The sequence below is a fragment of the Spongiibacter sp. UBA1325 genome (assembly GCF_002306875.1).
Taxonomy (GTDB): domain Bacteria; phylum Pseudomonadota; class Gammaproteobacteria; order Pseudomonadales; family Spongiibacteraceae; genus Spongiibacter; species Spongiibacter marinus.
On the sequence record NZ_DBTD01000010.1, the window covers coordinates 285,022 to 301,929 of the forward strand.

14 protein-coding genes are annotated in these 16,908 nt (G+C 56.5%); 7 read left to right on the forward strand and 7 right to left on the reverse strand.

What is annotated here, in order from left to right; genetic code table 11:
• Nucleotides 1-235: 235 nt before the first annotated feature.
• Both B3K78_RS13285 and B3K78_RS13290 read right to left on the reverse strand, forming a co-directional pair.
• Nucleotides 236-2,701 carry a TonB-dependent receptor gene (locus B3K78_RS13285; protein WP_286695829.1) on the reverse strand — a complete coding sequence of 822 codons (2,466 nt, stop codon included), beginning with the start codon at nucleotides 2,699-2,701 and terminating at the stop codon, nucleotides 236-238.
• A 177-nt stretch (nucleotides 2,702-2,878) separates the two neighbouring features.
• Entirely contained in the window at nucleotides 2,879-3,784 is a 906-nt protein-coding gene (locus B3K78_RS13290) for a sterol desaturase family protein (protein ID WP_286695830.1), read from the reverse strand.
• Between the two features lie 101 nt (nucleotides 3,785-3,885).
• Between B3K78_RS13290 and B3K78_RS13295 the strand changes: the two genes are divergently transcribed.
• Nucleotides 3,886-4,899, forward strand: coding sequence for an AraC family transcriptional regulator (locus tag B3K78_RS13295; protein ID WP_286695831.1), 1,014 nt, complete (start codon nucleotides 3,886-3,888; stop codon nucleotides 4,897-4,899).
• Here B3K78_RS13295 and B3K78_RS13300 read toward each other — a convergent pair.
• Nucleotides 4,896-5,513, reverse strand: a complete 618-nt coding sequence (locus tag B3K78_RS13300; RefSeq protein WP_286695832.1) for a trimeric intracellular cation channel family protein — start codon at nucleotides 5,511-5,513, stop codon at nucleotides 4,896-4,898. The two genes, B3K78_RS13295 and B3K78_RS13300, sit on opposite strands and share 4 nt — an antisense overlap.
• A 44-nt stretch (nucleotides 5,514-5,557) precedes the next feature.
• Complete coding sequence (gdhA, locus tag B3K78_RS13305; RefSeq protein ID WP_286695833.1) at nucleotides 5,558-6,910, reverse strand: NADP-specific glutamate dehydrogenase; 1,353 nt, start codon at nucleotides 6,908-6,910, stop codon at nucleotides 5,558-5,560.
• 212 nt (nucleotides 6,911-7,122) lie between these two features.
• On the opposite strand from gdhA, the gene acnA reads away from it, so the two are divergent.
• The 4 genes from acnA to B3K78_RS13325 all read left to right on the forward strand — a co-directional run bounded on the left by acnA (nucleotide 7,123) and on the right by B3K78_RS13325 (nucleotide 11,998).
• On the forward strand, nucleotides 7,123-9,771 hold the full coding sequence (acnA, locus tag B3K78_RS13310; protein WP_286695834.1) for an aconitate hydratase AcnA: 2,649 nt from the start codon (nucleotides 7,123-7,125) through the stop codon (nucleotides 9,769-9,771).
• 77 nt (nucleotides 9,772-9,848) lie between these two features.
• Entirely contained in the window at nucleotides 9,849-10,163 is a 315-nt protein-coding gene (locus B3K78_RS13315) for a hypothetical protein (protein ID WP_036256002.1), read from the forward strand.
• Between the two features lie 34 nt (nucleotides 10,164-10,197).
• Entirely contained in the window at nucleotides 10,198-11,787 is a 1,590-nt protein-coding gene (locus B3K78_RS13320) for a carbon-nitrogen hydrolase family protein (protein WP_027873669.1), read from the forward strand.
• 28 nt (nucleotides 11,788-11,815) lie between these two features.
• Nucleotides 11,816-11,998, forward strand: a complete 183-nt coding sequence (locus tag B3K78_RS13325; RefSeq protein WP_027873668.1) for a hypothetical protein — start codon at nucleotides 11,816-11,818, stop codon at nucleotides 11,996-11,998.
• On the opposite strand, the gene B3K78_RS13330 is transcribed toward B3K78_RS13325, so the two are convergent.
• Nucleotides 11,987-12,190: a DUF2061 domain-containing protein gene (locus B3K78_RS13330; RefSeq protein WP_027873667.1), complete on the reverse strand. Its 204-nt coding sequence runs from the start codon at nucleotides 12,188-12,190 to the stop codon at nucleotides 11,987-11,989. The two genes, B3K78_RS13325 and B3K78_RS13330, sit on opposite strands and share 12 nt — an antisense overlap.
• A 219-nt stretch (nucleotides 12,191-12,409) precedes the next feature.
• Between B3K78_RS13330 and B3K78_RS13335 the strand changes: the two genes are divergently transcribed.
• Nucleotides 12,410-13,261: an alpha/beta hydrolase gene (locus B3K78_RS13335; RefSeq protein ID WP_286695835.1), complete on the forward strand. Its 852-nt coding sequence runs from the start codon at nucleotides 12,410-12,412 to the stop codon at nucleotides 13,259-13,261.
• A gap of 14 nt (nucleotides 13,262-13,275) precedes the next feature.
• Here B3K78_RS13335 and B3K78_RS13340 read toward each other — a convergent pair whose 3' ends face one another.
• The gene (locus tag B3K78_RS13340) at nucleotides 13,276-14,397 is read right to left on the reverse strand and encodes an enoyl-CoA hydratase/isomerase family protein (protein ID WP_286695836.1); all 1,122 of its coding nucleotides are present in this window, start codon (nucleotides 14,395-14,397) and stop codon (nucleotides 13,276-13,278) included.
• A gap of 258 nt (nucleotides 14,398-14,655) precedes the next feature.
• Between B3K78_RS13340 and B3K78_RS13345 the strand changes: the two genes are divergently transcribed.
• A complete protein-coding gene (locus B3K78_RS13345; protein WP_027873664.1) occupies nucleotides 14,656-16,458 on the forward strand; it encodes an acyl-CoA dehydrogenase C-terminal domain-containing protein in 1,803 nt (600 codons plus the stop codon).
• 91 nt (nucleotides 16,459-16,549) lie between these two features.
• Here B3K78_RS13345 and B3K78_RS13350 read toward each other — a convergent pair whose 3' ends face one another.
• On the reverse strand, nucleotides 16,550-16,888 hold the full coding sequence (locus tag B3K78_RS13350; protein ID WP_154653854.1) for a hypothetical protein: 339 nt from the start codon (nucleotides 16,886-16,888) through the stop codon (nucleotides 16,550-16,552).
• Between the last annotated feature and the right edge of the window lie 20 nt (nucleotides 16,889-16,908).

Here is a 16,908-nt window from a genome sequence, read left to right on the forward strand (position 1 = left end):
GGCTCGGTTGCGGTTCCGCTGCTGGCACCGCAACAAACGGCGCCCTAAGCCGCTTGCCCACCAGCATCGCTGGTGGGCGCTTTCTTCCATATCAACTGTTGTTACCCGCCTCTCAAGACCGTGCTAAGCCGCCTTGCTTGACGCCACTAACGAGCGACATCAGCCAATAAAAAAGGCCGGCAGAGCTGACCTTCATACGGGAAAAACAAGATGGTATTCACCTAGCCGAAGGCGATTAGCCTCCCCAGTTGTAGATCAAATCCAGACCGTAGCTGCGCGGCTCACCAAACATTACTGAGCGCCCCGCCTGCGGTAAATTGTGAACGTTGTTAACACTGTATTCCTCGTCGAGCACATTTTTGCTCCACACCGCCACATCCAACACCCCGTCAAATACCGGCAACTGATACCAACCCAGGCGCGCATTCAGCACGGCGAAGTCGTCCTGACGGTCCGCCTGGAAGGTTGCAAATTCCTTGCGCCCACCGCCATTGCGTTCATCAGTAAATGAGTAGGTGGCATTGAAGGCAATATTGCCCTTGTCCAAGCTGCTCCACAGCGTCCAATCAAGCATCGCCGTGTAGGCATGTCGCGGCGCCGAATCAAACACGAAGCCATCGTCGACATCGCCAGATAGCGGATTGCGGCTGGGCGCAATTTCCGCATCTAAGTAGGCATAGTTGAGCACGAGCATAAGGTGCTCTGTCGCCAGCCAGGTTGTGTCCATCTCAAAACCTTTGAGTGTGGACTCGCCGGCATTGGCTACGGTGGTGTCGCTGGTGGTATTGGGCACACTAAAGTTCAACTGCTGATCGACAAAATCCTGCTGAAAGATATCGGCATTCACCTGTAAGCGATTGCTAAATAAACGCGACTTCAGTCCCAGCTCGTAGGCAGTCACTTTCTCTTCATCAAAGCCGTCGATATAACGCTGAGCGCCCTCCTCAGTAACCTGCTCGCGGGTATTGAAGCCACCGCTTTTGTAGGCTTCATTGACCTTGAAATAGAGGTTGATATCGTCGCTCAGCTCATACTCGGCAATGAAGCTAAAGGAATCGTCTTTAAAGTCTTTATCGCCGCGCACATCATAAAAGACATCAGACAACTGGGTGGCAATGTCGTTGTCGTCGCGGTCGGTGTTATCCAAATCGCCCGGCACCACCACAAAACTGATCTGGCGGCGCAGCGCGGCAGACTTTCGGTTGTCTTCGGAATGGCGCGCACCAAAGGTCAGGCTGAGGCGGTCGTCCAGCACCGGTGGCTGCCAGGTAAACTGCGCAAACATCGCCATTGCGGTGTTTTCAATATCAAAACGCGCCTCGGTGAGCACCTCAATACGGTTGCCGGTGTTGTTGCCATCGGCAGTACTGCCCAAGGGGGCAGACAGCAGGTGCCCTATCTTGCCCGCGCCCTGGGTAGCCGCTTCTTCAAAGTAATAGAGCCCGGTGATGTAAGACAAACGCCCCGCAAACGCACTGCCGGATAACTGCAATTCGTGAGAGAACTGATCCTGATCGATCAATGGATGAACTGCCCCGTACTGCTCACTGCGACCAACACAGGGACTACACACAGCCGAATCACCAGGTATTGCCGCCACGGGAAAACTGAACACCGGGCTATTATCTAGGCGGTAGCCATCGCTGCGCGCGCCAGTTGCCAATATGGTTGGCGTGTTGTCGTAGAGCTCGCGCTGGGCATAGATGTATTTCGCCGCCAGTGTTTCGCTAATCTGCCAGTCGACCGACAGTTGATGGCCGGAAATTTCGCTATCGGCCTCTTCCATAGGGATAGCCGAGTGTATTCGGTCGGGGCGGTTGCCCGAGGTATTAAAGTTGTAAAACTGCCGCGCCCCCGAGTTAATTAAATTAGTGAAGGCGATGCCCTGATTGACCTCTGGATTGGGAATGGGGTCGGAAGGCCGGATATGGGAGTAGGCCATATTGGTGTTCGTCACCTCAGCCAGGTCATAGGCGTAATCGATATGGACGCTATCTGAAACATCCCAGGCGAAATCAATGCGGTAACCCATCGTGTCGGAGTCACCAAAATCACCACCTGCGCCGGTGTTTTCAATATAGCCGTCTACCCGCTTGGTGAAGTAGGCAAACTTGGCTGCAGCGCCCTGCCAGAGCGGCGTATTCAGCATGGTTTTACTACTGAAGAGATTGCGGTCGCCAAGGGTAAATGCCTGTTTGAACTGCGCCGCATCGACATTGGGGCGGCGAGTAATCAGATTAACGGCACCGCCGGTGGAGTTGCGGCCATAGAGCGTACCCTGCGGCCCGCGCAAAACCTCAATTCGCGTTAGATCTGCAAGGTCAGTAGCTAGAGCCGCAGAACGGGCGATATAGGCGCCATCGACATACACGCCCACTGGTGGATCCTGGGTGATCTGGGCATCGATCAGGCCGATACCGCGAATATAGATACGCAGAGTGGTGGTATTGATCGGAAACGGCTGGATGGTCATTGCCGGCACGTTGTTGGCAAGATCGCCCACGCCGCCAATGCCTTCGCGCTCCAATGCCTCTTCACCAAAGGCATCCAGCGCGATTGGCGTGTCCTGCAAACTCTCCGCCTTTTTCTGCGCGGTCACCACCACTTCTTCCAAGGCTGGCTGCGCACCCGCTGAACCTGCCACCCCGAGCGAGGCAATAAGCAGGCCACTGGCCCACCGCCGACAACTGCACTTCATCATCGCATCACTTCCTACGTTTTCATTATTGTTATGCCGTTAAGGCAAGTGTCTTAATCATAGCGCAGACCCTCGCACTACGACACATCATAATGAATCAGATTAGTAGGCATTTGCGGCCACGCGATACAAAAACGCCGCGGGCTTTTCAGCACGCGGCGCCAGTGGCCAATATAGGCGTTACGACTGGGGGCGATCCCACTTGGGCGGCAGCACCAACTGTTTGATCCCGTCTTTTACAGTATCGGCAGCGAATACGTCCCGCCACATATCGTTAAACTCGTGGAAGTTGAGCGTGATGATATTGTGAGAGTGGATCTGGTCGACAATGCCATATTCAACCGGGTTATCGTCCTGCTCTTCGGTGTACGTGCCGAACATACGGTCAAAAATAATCAGCACACCGCCGTAGTTGCGATCGATATATTCGGGGTTGCGACCGTGGTGAACGCGGTGGGCGCTGGGCGTGTTAAACCAAAACTCCAGCCAGGGGTGCAGTTTGCCAATCGCCTCGGTGTGAATGAAATACTGGTAAAACAGGTTCACCGCGTACAGGGTAAATACAACGCCTGGGTGCACACCTAACAGCACCATCGGCATGAAGAACAACCACCAGCCAGTCACTGAATACAGCAGGCTTTGGCGCATCGCCGTCGTCATATTCATGGTTTCGCTGGAGTGATGAACAACATGCGCACTCCAAAACCAGCGGATGCGATGGCTGGCGCGGTGGAACCAGTAGTAACAAAACTCCATCAGCACGAACAAGGGCACAACCGTCCACGCATTCACTGGAATATCAAATACGCGGAACTGATAGATCCAATTAATCACCGCCCCGGTGATGGCGATGTGCAGCAGCAACTCAAAAACCTGGTAGCTTCCACCCAAACCGAGATTGGTGAGGATCTCCCGCCATTCAAACTGCGACCACATTCGGTGGCCAGGCCCTTTGGCCTTGCGCACATAGAGCTCGACGATAAATGCCACAATAAAGATTGGCGTTGCCGCCATCAGTACGACTTGCTTCCAATCTACATGGGCGCCGAAAATTGCCTGAACCTGGCTGATCACATCATTCAACATAGGGACTCCGTTTTTTGTCGCTATTATTCCCGCTGCCGAGGCATTATGATTGACGCCACACGACATGTATTTGACCATTTCGGACATGTTAAGGTGCCGCAATGCCCCAGACTCGACTTCAAAACGCCGTGGTGCCCCATACCTACGTTCAATTGCTCTACGAGCATTTGGCCGAACACCAGATTGATGCGCAGCAGCTACTCGGTGAACCCGCGCCGCAAGGCATGGGCCGCTTTCCGGTATTGCGCTGGCGCGACTACCTGCAGCGCGCGTCAGCTGCTCTGGATGACCCGCTGCTAGGCCTGCACCTGGGACAACGTATTACCCCCCGTCACCTGGGAATTCTCGGCTATGTACTGCTGGCCTGTGGCAGTGTTGCCGGCGCGCTGCAACGCCTGGAGCGCTACCACCAATTGATCTACGACGTGAATCCCATGCAGCGCGTGGACTGCGGTGACTACATTGACTTGTGTTGGAGCGCTGAGAATGGCAGGCCCGGCGCCCTGGTCGACGAGACTGCGATTGCGGCCCTGCTGCAGTTTTGCCGGGACATCACCAATCAGCCAGACGCTGCGCCGCTAAAGGTCGAGTTTATTAACCCCGCCCCCGCAAATGTGCAGCCATACCAGCAGTGGTTTGCCTGCCCGGTGAGTTTCGGCCATAACCAAACGCGGGTGAGTATCTCGCTGGACCTGCTCAGTACTCCGCTGCGCACCGCCGACCCTGCTCTGATCGAGGTGCTGGAGGGTCAGGCGCGGAAACTCTTAAACAGCCTTGAAGCACCGCAGGGCCAGGAGCTGGCAAATATCGTCAGGCAGCGTTTGGTCAGCCAACTGCGCCAGGGGCCACCCAGCGCCGAACGCATCGCCGACACCCTGCATGTCTCGGTGCGCCACCTCCACCGAAAACTTGCCGCAGAAGGCTGCAACTTTCGACAGCTTCTTCAACAGACCCGCCAGCAACTGGCCGAAGATTATCTGGCCGATCCACGACTGCAACTCGGCGAGGTGGCGGCGCTACTGGGATTCTCCGAGCAAAGTGCCTTTAGTCGCGCCTTTAAAAACTGGACGCAGCTCACGCCGGCGCAATACCGCCACCAGCAGCTTGATCGTTAGGGCTTGCTCAGCAGGAAGCGCGGCAGCGACAGACCAAAAAACACACCTGTTAGGCGCAGTATAAGTATGGTGGCCATGGCCAAAAACAGGGCAACGCTGCCCGCAACGCCTAGCCCCTGTAAAACCAGGAACAGCGCGCCACCGGCGATCGCCGCGGTTGCGTATATTTCCCGCTGAAATATCAGCGGGATTTCATTGCATAACACGTCGCGAAGAATACCGCCGGCAACCCCTGTCATCAGGCCCATCAACAAGGCGATATCAGCGCTGTGACCCAGTGACTGCGCTTTTTGCAAGCCTGCCAAGGTGAAGAAGGCCAGCCCGATCGCATCGCACACCTCCAGCGTGCGCAGCGGTAGCCTCACAAATCTCGCCAGCACAAAAACCACCATCGCCGCGCTAATGCCCACATAGAGATAGGCGGGGTTAGCCACCCATATCACAGGGTGCGCACCGAGGATCACATCGCGCAGCGTGCCGCCGCCCAGGCAGGCGATCAGGGCCACAACCAGTACGCCGAATATATCCAGCTGCTTGTGGCCGGCGGTCAGCGCACCCGACATCGCAAACACCGCGATACCAAAAAAGTCGAGAAATACGATTACTGAAGACATTTATCCTCCACGGCAAGATTGCCCTGCACCGCTACCCTCTGCCCTTACACCACACCCTGTTCGATCATCGCATCAGCGACGCGGCGAAAGCCCGCAATATTTGCGCCCACAACCAAGTTCTCCGACTCGCCAAATTCCTTCGCTGCCGCGCTGCAGCGGGCATAAATATCCGCCATCACACGCTGCAGTCGCTCGTCCACTTGTTCAAAAGTCCAGCGGCGCATGCTGGCATTCTGGCTCATCTCAAACTGACTGACGCTCACGCCACCGGCATTGGCAGCTTTACCCGGGCCATAGAGGATTTCCTCACGCATCAATAACTCCGCCGCCGCGGGCTCGCAAGGCATATTGGCGCCCTCGCAGACGCACAGGCAGCCGTTAGCCAAGAGCGCCTGGGCATCGGCCTCCGTCAATTCGTTCTGCGTTGCACAGGGAAAGGCGACCTCGCCCTCCATTCGCCACACCGCGTGGCCGTCTTCGGGGTAATCATCTATGGGCGTGAATTCGGCTTTGGGAAACTCGTGCAGATAGGCCTCAAGGGACTCGCGCCGCTCCAACTTGATCTGTTTCAAAATTTCCACATCAATGCCATGAGCGTCGTATAAGGTGCCCGTTGAGTCGGAGCAGCTCACTGGACGGGCGCCAATCTGACGGAGTTTTTCAATGGTGTGGATCGCCACGTTGCCCGCGCCGGAAACTAAACAGGTTTTACCATCCAGGCTTTCGTCGTGGGCCTTCATCATCGTTTGCGCAAAATACACACAGCCATAACCGGTGGCCTCGCGCCGTCCCAACGAGCCTCCCCACAGGGGCCCCTTGCCAGTTAGCACACCCTCGTAGCGACCTGTCAGCCGCTTGTACTGACCAAACATATAGCCAATTTCACGCGCACCAACGCCAATATCCCCCGCGGGAACGTCGGTGTGAGGGCCGATATGGCGGTATAACTCCGTCATAAACGATTGGCAAAATCGCATGATCTCGCGATCCGAGCGGCCCTTGGGGTTAAAATTCGCGCCCCCTTTGCCCCCGCCAATTTCCAGGCCCGTCAGGGCATTTTTAAATATCTGCTCAAAGCCGAGGAATTTGATAATCCCTGCGTTTACCGACGGGTGAAAGCGCAAGCCGCCTTTGTAGGGCCCCAGCGCCGAATTGAATTCAATGCGATACCCCTTGTTTACCTGCACGCAACCAGCGTCGTCGACCCAGGGCACCCGGAACATAATTTGTCTTTCTGGCTCGACCATCCGCTCGATAATGCTGTGTTCAGTGTAGCGACGCTCCTTCTCCAACAACGGCTCCAGCGACTCCAACACCTCCTCGACGGCCTGGTAGAACTCCGACTGTGCTGGACTACTGCTCATCAGTCCGTTGATGGTGTTTTCAATTACTGTCATAGCATCCTCGCCGCTTTCCATGATCACGCCCCACAACAGGGCAAAACGCCTGCAAGCTTACACCTTCGCCTCCGCCGTCGCGACCTGAAAAACGCGATGCTTTAGCGGCGGCGCGGCAAGGTAAGCCGCTTTCATCCACGCAACCTTGTGCTAGGGTTGTAGTCAAAGCATTAGGCCTGCACTGGCGTTATCACATGATTGAGGGGGCGGTAATGAAAAGTAGGGAATCATGGCTCTCTGAGCTGACTTGTTCAGGAAAACACTTCCGCTATTACGACCTAAAAAAACTCGATTCACCCGGCGTTGAGCGATTGCCCAAGTCGCTTAAAATTTTGCTGGAAAATCAGTTGCGTCACTTCGACGGCGCGCAGGTCGATGAGCATATCGTCGACACCCTGTGCCAATGGACAGATAAGGCCAGCGGCGGCGCCGATGTCAACTTCTCGCCGGCACGTGTACTGATGCAGGACTTCACAGGTGTGCCTGCCATAGTCGATCTGGCGGCCATGCGCGATGCCGTCGCCCAGCGCGGTGGCGACGTGTCAGTAATCAACCCGCAAATCCCCGTGGACTTGGTTATCGACCACTCGGTGACCGTCGACCAATTTGGCTCCGCCCAGGCCTTTCAGGAAAACGTTAGCAAGGAAATGCAGCGCAACGTCGAGCGCTATCGGTTTTTAAAGTGGGGGCAGTCCGCCTTTGAAAACTTCAATGTTGTGCCACCGGGCACAGGCATTTGCCATCAGGTTAACCTCGAATACTTAGCGCAGGTAGTATTTCAAGGGCAGGATGACGACGGCCCTCTCGCCTATCCCGACACCGTCCTGGGCACCGACAGCCACACCCCGATGGTCAATGGCCTGGGAGTATTGGGCTGGGGAGTGGGCGGTATAGAAGCCGAAGCGGCGCTGCTGGGCCAGCCCTATTCCATGCTGGTTCCCGATGTTGTCGGTTTTGAAATGCGCGGCGCCCTTCGCGAGGGAGTTACCGCCACCGACCTGGTGCTGACGGTGGTGGAGCTACTGCGCAAACAGGGCGTTGTTGGCAAGTTTGTGGAATTTTTCGGCGACGGCCTCGGCGAACTGAGCGTTGCCGACCGGGCGACCATCGCCAATATGGCACCCGAGTACGGCGCCACTTGTGGTTACTTTCCCGTCGACGACGCCACTCTGGCCTACATGAAGCTCTCCGGCCGCAGCGCCGACACTATTGCGCTGACAGAGGCCTATTGCAAAGCGCAGGGGCTGTGGCGCTCCGCCGGCGACAAACCGGTATTTACCACCACATTGAGCCTCGACCTGAGCGCTGTTGAACCCAGCCTGGCTGGCCCCAGTCGGCCACAGGACCGCGTCTCACTGCCTCAATTAGGCCAGGCAATGCGCGACTATATTGAATTGCAGGGGCGCGACCTCGATCAGCAGACACCCATCCCGGACATGAACCAACCCCTGCAGCACGGCGATGTTGTGTTGGCGGCGATTACCAGCTGCACCAACACGTCCAACCCTGACGTGATGATCGCCGCTGGGCTGCTGGCACGCAAAGCCCGCGAGCGCGGTCTTCGCGTTAAACCCTGGGTGAAAACCTCCCTGGCCCCCGGCTCCAAAGTTGTCAGCCAGTATCTGGCCGATAGCGGCCTGCAAGACGATTTGGATTCACTGGGCTTTGATATCGTTGGCTACGGCTGCACCACCTGTATCGGCAATTCCGGTCCGCTGCCGGAACCTGTTGCCAAAGCCATCGACGACGGCGATATGCTGGTGTCGGCGGTGCTCTCCGGCAACCGAAACTTCGAGGGCCGCATTCACCCGCAAATTAAAGCGAGCTGGCTGGCTTCACCGCCGCTGGTTGTCGCCTTCGCGCTGGCCGGTACCAGTTTGATCGACCTGCAAAACGACCCCATCGCGCACGACAGCAAGGAACAACCGGTGTTTCTGCGAGACCTGTGGCCAACCACCGCAGAAATCCATGAGGTGCGCAAAATCGTCAGCGGTGGCATGTATCGAGAGGCCTACGACGACGTTTTTAAAGGCACCGAGGAATGGCGCCAGCTCGACGCCCCCACCGGGCAGACGTACCACTGGCAAGATGACTCCAGTTATATTCGCCTGCCCGGTTTCTTTAGCGATATCGCCGCCCCCAAGCAACAGCTCGATGCCTTGCGCAACGGCAGAATACTTGGCGTATTTGGCGACAGCATCACCACCGACCATATTTCGCCAGCGGGTAAAATCGCCGACGACAGCCCCGCCGGCCACTATCTACAAAGCCTGGGTATCGAGCCTGCTGACTTTAACTCCTATGGCTCGCGGCGGGGCAACCACGAAGTGATGCTGCGAGGCACCTTCGCCAATACCCGGCTGAACAATCGCATGGTCGAGAAAGAAGGCGGCTTTACACTGGCCCCCAATGGTGAGGATGTCACCACCATTTTCGCAGCAGCAGAAAAGTACCGCGCGACCAACACGCCACTGGTTGTTATCGCCGGCAAACAATACGGCACGGGCTCTAGCCGTGACTGGGCTGCCAAAGGCACATTGCTACTGGGCATTCGCGCCGTGATTGCGGAGAGCTTTGAGCGCATTCACCGCTCCAATCTGATTGGTATGGGTGTTTTACCACTTGAACTGGACGGTGAAGTTTCCTTGACCATGCTTGATCTCAATGGCTTGGAAGAGGTTGATTTGATTCCCTGCGACGCTGAATTAACGCCCAAGCAAGCCGTGCGAGTAATCCTATCGCGGGCCGACGGCAGTCGTCATGAAGTGCTTGCCCACAGCCGGATCGACACCCTGCAGGAGGCCGAATACTTCCGCTGCGGCGGCATTTTGCAGTACGTTTTGAGACAGCTACAAAAATAATGCGATTCGCGAACAACAGGTGATTGACCCTTGCTTTGCCAGTGGCATACTCAGCATATCCACAAGGAGCACCTTGAATGAAAGTACATTTAGAACTGGAGATCGAACCCGAAGAGCTGCGGCGCTTAGTCGGCCTGCCCGATATGCAGCCTATTTGGGACTCTGTGCAAAAACGCATCACCGAAGGCGATACGGAGATGGTGCAGCAAATCGCCAAAACGGCTTTCACCGAGGGCATGAAAACGCTGGATATGACCACTCGCCTGTTGAAAACAGTGAGCGGCCTGGCAACCAAGCGCGACTCGGAAAGCAAAACCCAAACCAAGGCCAAGCCATCCGCCCGTAAAACGCCTGCGAAGCGCCGTGCGTCCAGCGCGAAAACCAGTGAATAGTTTCCACCTTCCCGTACGCTAGCGAGATCATAGAATGGCAAAATCGGCTTCACGAGGCGGCGAAAAGCTCACCGCCTCGGGCAAACGGCTGCATGTAAGAACCGCCCAACGCGGCGATATTCCGGGCATCGTCAATTTGTCCCGTCGGGTGTATCAGGGCACCGGCATCGACCCCTACTCACCGGCGGAACTGCGCGGTCAGCTCAGCCACTTCCCGGAGGGGAAGTTTGTGGTCACCCTCGACGAAGACATCGTCGGCTACTGCGCCACGTTTCGCGTCAGCGGCAAAGTATGCCTGCAGCCCCACACATGGGAGTCGATAACGGCCAATGGCTACGGCACCCGCCACGACCCCAATGGCGAATGGCTGTATGGCATGGAGGTGTGTGTCGACAAAAGTGTGCGCGGTTATCGCATTGGCCAACGGCTCTACAATGCCCGTAAAAAACTCTGCGAGTCCCTGTCGCTGAAGGGCATTGTTTTTGTCGGTCGCCTGCCAGGGCTGGCCAAGCGTTTGCGCCGTTTCGGCAGTGCCGAAGCCTACCTTGACGCTGTAATGCAAAAACAGGTGCGCGACCCGGTACTGTCATTCCAGATTGGCAACGGTTTTGAGGTTTTGGGTGTGGTTGAAAACTACCTCAGCGCCGACCGGGACTCGCTGGGCTTTGGCGCCCACCTGGTATGGCACAACCCGAAGATCGCCAGAGACGCCTATATCACCCAAACCAGCGAATTTGGTGGCAGGCAAGCGGATACCGTGCGCGTTGGCACAGTGCAATACATGCAGCGCAAAGTGCAATCCTTCGCGGAATTCATGTCCTTCGTGGAATACTTCGTCGATGTCGTCGCCGACTACAAAGCGGATTTTGTGGTCTTCCCTGAGCTGATTACCCTCCAGCTCCTCTCCATTGAAGACCAAGAGCTCAGCCCAGCAGAATCCATTGAAGCCCTAACCAAATACACGCCGCGCTACTGCGAAGCCATGCAAGACCTCGCCGTGCGCTACAACATCAATATTATCGGCGGCTCCCACCCTACCCGCGTCGCCAATGGACGGGTGGAAAATATCTCCTATGTCTTTCATCGCGATGGCCGCATCGACGAGCAACCGAAAATCCACCCGACCCCCAACGAGGCGTATTGGTGGAATATTGAGGGCGGCAGCAGCCTGAATACTATAGACACCGACTGCGGTCCCATTGGCGTATTGATCTGTTACGACTCGGAATTCCCCGAATTATCACGCCACCTCGTGAACCAGGGCGCTCAGATCCTGTTCGTGCCGTTTTGCACAGACGAACGCCAGAGCTATATGCGCGTACGCTACTGTTGTCAGGCACGGGCGGTGGAAAACCAAATCTATGTCGTGATGTCGGGCAATGTCGGCAACCTTCCCAACGTGGCGAATATGGACATTCAGTATGCACAGAGCTGCATTCTGACACCCTGCGATTTCTCCTTTGCCCGCGACGGCATTGCCGCTGACACCACGCCCAATGTCGAAACCGTTGCCATTGCAGACCTGCGACCAGAAAGCCTGCACGTCGCCCGCAATAGTGGCACCGTGCAGAATCTTCGCGACCGACGTCACGACCTGTACCAGGTAAAGTGGCGCGGCCAGTAGGCGTTTTCAATAAAGGAGAGGCGACGCTATGGCTACCATGCTAGCCCTTGTTGCGGCGATATTTATCTCGCTGTTTTTGCTTGTACCACTAATTGAAAAATACGCGCCGCGGGCAAGCCCTGAGCAGCAACAGCGGATCAGCCGCTGGATACTGCCCCTGGTTGCCGTCGGTATCGTGGTGGCACTGATACAGCATCTGTTAAACGGATAACACCTCCGCTGGCTGCGGTCTGGATGACTGCAGCCGCTGCCAAAATTGCTCGTGGAAGTAAAACGCCACCGTGTTCACTGCTGGCTCAACCAAGGCTAACAGCCCACCGATCAATACACTGCCAGTCAGTATATAAGCCACGGCAAAGGCCACGCTGAAATGCATCACGGCAAAGCTCAGAGTTTTTTTCATGGTATTTGCCCTCAATCCTCATTGCTGGCTTTCACCTTAACCGCGCACCAAAAATAGATAAATTCGATTATATCTATAAAATTGATAGGCAAAAATTATTCTTCTGATCACAACTGCGGCACCACACCGTAAACACGCTTTTATCCAATACGGAATCACGCTCTAATGAGCCCTATTTTCAGCAATCTCAGTTGTGCTCTTCGGTGGACAGGACTCCTTATGGCATTTTTTTCAATAACCGGCTGCGCCATGCATCTTATCAATGCCCTGACGCCCGGCTCCGGTGCCACGCATATACCAGCGCAGTCCTATGGCGAGCACCCCCGACACAAGTTTGACCTGTATCGCCCCGAGCAGGGCAATAATCTTCCTGTGGTGGTTTTTATTCACGGCGGTTACTGGTCATCTGGCGAGCGCAGCGAGTATCGCTTTGTGGGCGAGACCCTGGCTCAGCGAGGCTATCTTGCCGTCATCATCAGTTACCGCTTATTCCCCGAAGTGCGTTTTCCCGCGTTTATTGAAGATGCCGCGAGCGCCGTGGCAGCCGTGCGCAAAATTGCCGCGCAGTACGGCGGCGACCCGAAGCAACTCTATGTCGGTGGTCACTCTGCCGGTGCACACAGTGCCCTGATGCTCGCCTTGGATGAACGTTACCTTCGTGCAGAAGGTGGCAGCCCAGCGTGGCTGAGTGGTGTCTTCGGGCTATCTGGCCCCTACGACTTCCTGCCACCGAAGGCAAAGAAGGTGGCGGCGATCTTCGGCCCACCAGAGCGTTACCCAGAGGGCAACACGGTGAACTTTGTCAGCGCCAATCACCCGCCAGCGCTGCTCATACACGGTCGCGACGACACGACAGTTAGTGTGCGCAATAGTCAGCGGCTGGTTGAATTACTGTGGTCAGCGGGGAGTTCTGCGGAGTTGTTTGTGAGCGACGGTGGCCATGTTGCGCCACTGCTGGCATTTAGTGGCCTGAAGCGGCGGCGCAGCGATATGCTAGATGCTCTCGACAACTGGATATCCGCTCCGCGTCAAATAGACACCGACGAGGACATCCTGGCTGAAGCGCAATAAACGCCTCGTGCATCTTATCCCAGCGCGGTCAGGGGGTGCTGCTGCCAGGGCGGCACAAAAAGCGCCTCAATTTCCTCGTCCGGCACCTCGGCCACGCTGCGGTAGCACCAGTGAGGGTCCTGGTCGCGGTCTTTGAAGCGCGCGCGCACCCCTTCGGCAAACTCCGGGTCGCGAAGCCGGTTCGCTGCCAGGGTCATTTCCAGACGCAACACATCGGCCAGCCCCAAACCGCGACTGCGCTCAAACTGGCGAACAATTAGTTTATGGGCACTCGCGGCGCCTCGACGAAGGCCCGCCAGCGATTCCGACAACCAGGCGTCGCGCGGCGCGGCGCCCGCTAAAGCGGACTCAAGGCTTGCCGGGCAGGATTCACGGCAATGCTGGTCTATCCATTGCCGGTGCGTTTTCAGCGGCGCGTGCTGCAAGCAAATACCCTGTTCCACTTCCCAGTCAGTGAGCGCATCGGTCAGCATCTCGTGATTCGCCGAGGAGTCGTCGCACCAGGGCAAGTGCAATAAACTGCGCAACAGGGTCGATTTTTCCGCCGATGCCCAGCAGTAGTCGGCAAGCCCGGCATACAGGGCATCCGCCGCACCCAGTTGCACGCCGGTCAGTGCCATATACAAACCGGTTTCGCCGGGCATCTTCCCCAAATACCAGCCCGCGCCCGCGTTCGGCAGTAAACCAATACTCGCCTCGGGCACCGATAAGCGACTGTGCTCAGTGACAATGCGGTGGCTGGCACCCGCCATCAGGCCCAGGCCGGCCCCCATTACTCTGCCGTCACCCCAGCAAATTACTGGTTTGGGGAAAGTGTGAATCAAAAACGCTGAAATATAGCCACAGCATAGAAAGGCCTCCGCTTCGACGGCGGCGCCCCCCGGATTGGCCAGTGCCGACGCCAACATACGCTGAGCATCAGCACCGCCACAAAAACCGCCGTCGCCAGCGCCATCGAGCAGTACTGCCACCGCCTCGGGGTCGTCGCGCAGGCCAAGAAGTGCCCGGTGCAAACGCTCGGCCATCTCCGGGGTAATGGCATTGCGCCGCGACGGCGCATTCAGCGTAAGCTGGGCCAAATAGCCACCCGCGGGTAGCGGATGGCGCTCCATGCAAATTGAAAAATCAACATTCATGCTGACAACTCCACCTGCGAGAACGCGAACCCCCAGTATCCCTCCTGACCGCATATCTCTCAAGCATAGCGGGGCGCCGCTGAGCCAGCGACCTCGCGCTTTTTTGACAACAGCTCGTGTCTACATTGACCCAATTGTCATTTTTTATTGGTTGGCACGGCCAATTTGTCGCCGCAACGCTTTCGTTATGCTCCGCCACCTAGCTGAATTCCTCACTGGGAATTCCTCCGACAGCGAATAGACAACCACGAGGCAGCCATGACTACTTACAAGGCCCCGGTACGCGATATCGATTTTGTGATCAACGATGTGCTCGACTACCAAGCACACTATGCCCAGATCCCCGGCGGCGAAGAAGCCACCCCCGACATGATCGATGCCATCATTGGCGAAGCGGCAAAATTCTCTGAAGAAGTCCTTGCGCCTCTCAACCAAAGCGGCGACGAGCACGGCTGTGTATGGAAAGACGGCGAAGTCACCACTCCTCCCGGTTTCAAAGAAGCCTACGATATGTGGGTAGAGGGCGGCTGGCAGGGCTTGTCTCACCCTGCAGAATACGGCGGCCAGGGCCTGCCGATGTCAATGGGTTTGATCAAATCAGAGCTGGTCGGCACCGCCAACTGGAGCTGGGGCATGTACCCAGGCCTGAGCCTCGGCGCGATGAACACGCTTTACGTACACGGCACTGAAGAGCAGAAAGGCCTATACCTGCGCAAGCTCTGCGAAGCCACCTGGACCGGCACCATGTGCTTGACCGAACCCCACTGCGGTTCTGACCTCGGTCAAATGAAGAGCAAGGCCGAGCCACAAGAAGACGGCAGTTACAAACTGACCGGCACCAAGATCTTTATTTCTGCTGGCGAACACGACCTGGCCGAAAATATTGTCCACATCGTACTCGCCCGCACACCCGGCGCGCCGGAAGGCACTAAGGGTATTTCTCTGTTCATCGTGCCCAAGTTCCTGTCTGACAACGACGGCAACATCACTGAGCGCAACGGCGTTGCCTGTGGCAGCATCGAAAAGAAAATGGGTATCCACGGCAACGCGACCTGCGTTATCAATTTCGACGATGCCACCGGTTATATGTTGGGCAAAGAGAACGAAGGCTTGGCGGCCATGTTCACCTTCATGAATACCGCCCGTATCGGCACGGCCATCCAAGGCCTGGCTGCGTCAGAGTTGGCTTACCAGAACGCCTGGCCCTACGCGATGGAGCGCCACTCTATGCGCGCCCTGTCAGGCACTAAAAACCCCGACAAAGCCGGCGATGCAATCATCCACCACGGCGATGTGCGCCGCATGCTGTTAACAGCTCGCGCCTTTGCTGAAGGTGGCCGCGCAATGATTTACGACGCCGCCAAATACTCTGACGTAATGGTTCACGCCAACACTCAGGAAGAGCGCGACGCAGCGGAAAACGAGCTGGGCTTCTTAACTCCTATCCTGAAGGCCTTCCTGACAGAAACCGGTTTGGAATCTGCCAGCAATGCCATGCAGGTTTACGGTGGCCACGGCTTCATCACTGAGCACGGTATGGAGCAGATTTACCGCGACGCACGTATTGCCACCATGTACGAAGGCACAACCGGTATTCAGGCGATGGACCTGATCGGCCGAAAAGTGGTTCTGGATGGCTTTAAACTGTACGCAGGCTTCAGCAAAAAGCTTTACAAATTTGGCTTCAAAAACCTGATCAGCGGCAAGCGCCGTGGCCACAGTGCCAAGCTGATTGGCTACACCCTGGGCCTGAACTGGAAAACCATCAAAATGGTCGCGCGCGCCAGCCGTAACCGCGATGCCGTATCAGCCGCGTCCTATGACTTCCTGATGTACTCAGGCTACCTGTCTATGGCCTACTACTGGGCTATGATGGCGGAAGTTGCCGCGAACAAGCTGGAAGCCGGTGAAGGCGACAGCGAGTTCTACAAAGCCAAGCTGGAAACGGCTGAGTTTTACTTCTCTCGCCTGTTACCTCGCGCGAAAGCTCACGCAGCGTCAATGGACAGCAGCACCGAAAGCGTTATGGGCATGGACCCGGCTCGCTTCGAACTTCGCTAGGTCTTCTGGCATAAAAAAAGCGCTGCAAATATGCAGCGCTTTTTTTTGTCTGGCGAAAACTACCGCAACAGGGCGGCGACAAGGCAGGTTCTTAATAACTGACTTGCGACACCTGAATGCGCCAGTCACCGGCTTCGTCACAAGGGTTCGCCACCTCTTCAACCTCCCCCGGTTCAACATCAAAGGCCTGTACACTCAGCGGCCGTACCGCATCTTCTCGCGTGTAACTGAAAACCCCTGACACTCTACTCTCACACTGGTTTTGTACGAGGAAGCGCGTGGACACCTTGTCGCGCATGTAATAGGCGCAACTGGAGGCTTTCGAGGCGGAATTATGGGTTTCAACTGTCCAGTTCAAGCACTGCTCAGGTTCCGCGCCATAACACCACGCCGACACACTCAAACACCCAATCAATACTTTCGTTGCCATTACTGCCTTCATACGTCACC

Coding starts and splice junctions, on each gene's coding strand:
- B3K78_RS13300 (WP_286695832.1), bottom strand. CDS start 5,513: ATGTCTTCAGTAATCGTATTTCTCGACTTTTTTGGTATCGCGGTGTTT.
- B3K78_RS13295 (WP_286695831.1), top strand. CDS start 3,886: ATGCCCCAGACTCGACTTCAAAACGCCGTGGTGCCCCATACCTACGTT.
- B3K78_RS13315 (WP_036256002.1), top strand. CDS start 9,849: ATGAAAGTACATTTAGAACTGGAGATCGAACCCGAAGAGCTGCGGCGC.
- B3K78_RS13335 (WP_286695835.1), top strand. CDS start 12,410: ATGGCATTTTTTTCAATAACCGGCTGCGCCATGCATCTTATCAATGCC.
- B3K78_RS13320 (WP_027873669.1), top strand. CDS start 10,198: ATGGCAAAATCGGCTTCACGAGGCGGCGAAAAGCTCACCGCCTCGGGC.
- B3K78_RS13340 (WP_286695836.1), bottom strand. CDS start 14,397: ATGAATGTTGATTTTTCAATTTGCATGGAGCGCCATCCGCTACCCGCG.
- acnA (WP_286695834.1), top strand. CDS start 7,123: ATGAAAAGTAGGGAATCATGGCTCTCTGAGCTGACTTGTTCAGGAAAA.
- B3K78_RS13325 (WP_027873668.1), top strand. CDS start 11,816: ATGGCTACCATGCTAGCCCTTGTTGCGGCGATATTTATCTCGCTGTTT.
- B3K78_RS13285 (WP_286695829.1), bottom strand. CDS start 2,701: ATGATGAAGTGCAGTTGTCGGCGGTGGGCCAGTGGCCTGCTTATTGCC.
- B3K78_RS13290 (WP_286695830.1), bottom strand. CDS start 3,784: ATGTTGAATGATGTGATCAGCCAGGTTCAGGCAATTTTCGGCGCCCAT.
- B3K78_RS13345 (WP_027873664.1), top strand. CDS start 14,656: ATGACTACTTACAAGGCCCCGGTACGCGATATCGATTTTGTGATCAAC.
- B3K78_RS13330 (WP_027873667.1), bottom strand. CDS start 12,190: ATGAAAAAAACTCTGAGCTTTGCCGTGATGCATTTCAGCGTGGCCTTT.
- B3K78_RS13350 (WP_154653854.1), bottom strand. CDS start 16,888: ATGGCAACGAAAGTATTGATTGGGTGTTTGAGTGTGTCGGCGTGGTGT.
- gdhA (WP_286695833.1), bottom strand. CDS start 6,910: ATGACAGTAATTGAAAACACCATCAACGGACTGATGAGCAGTAGTCCA.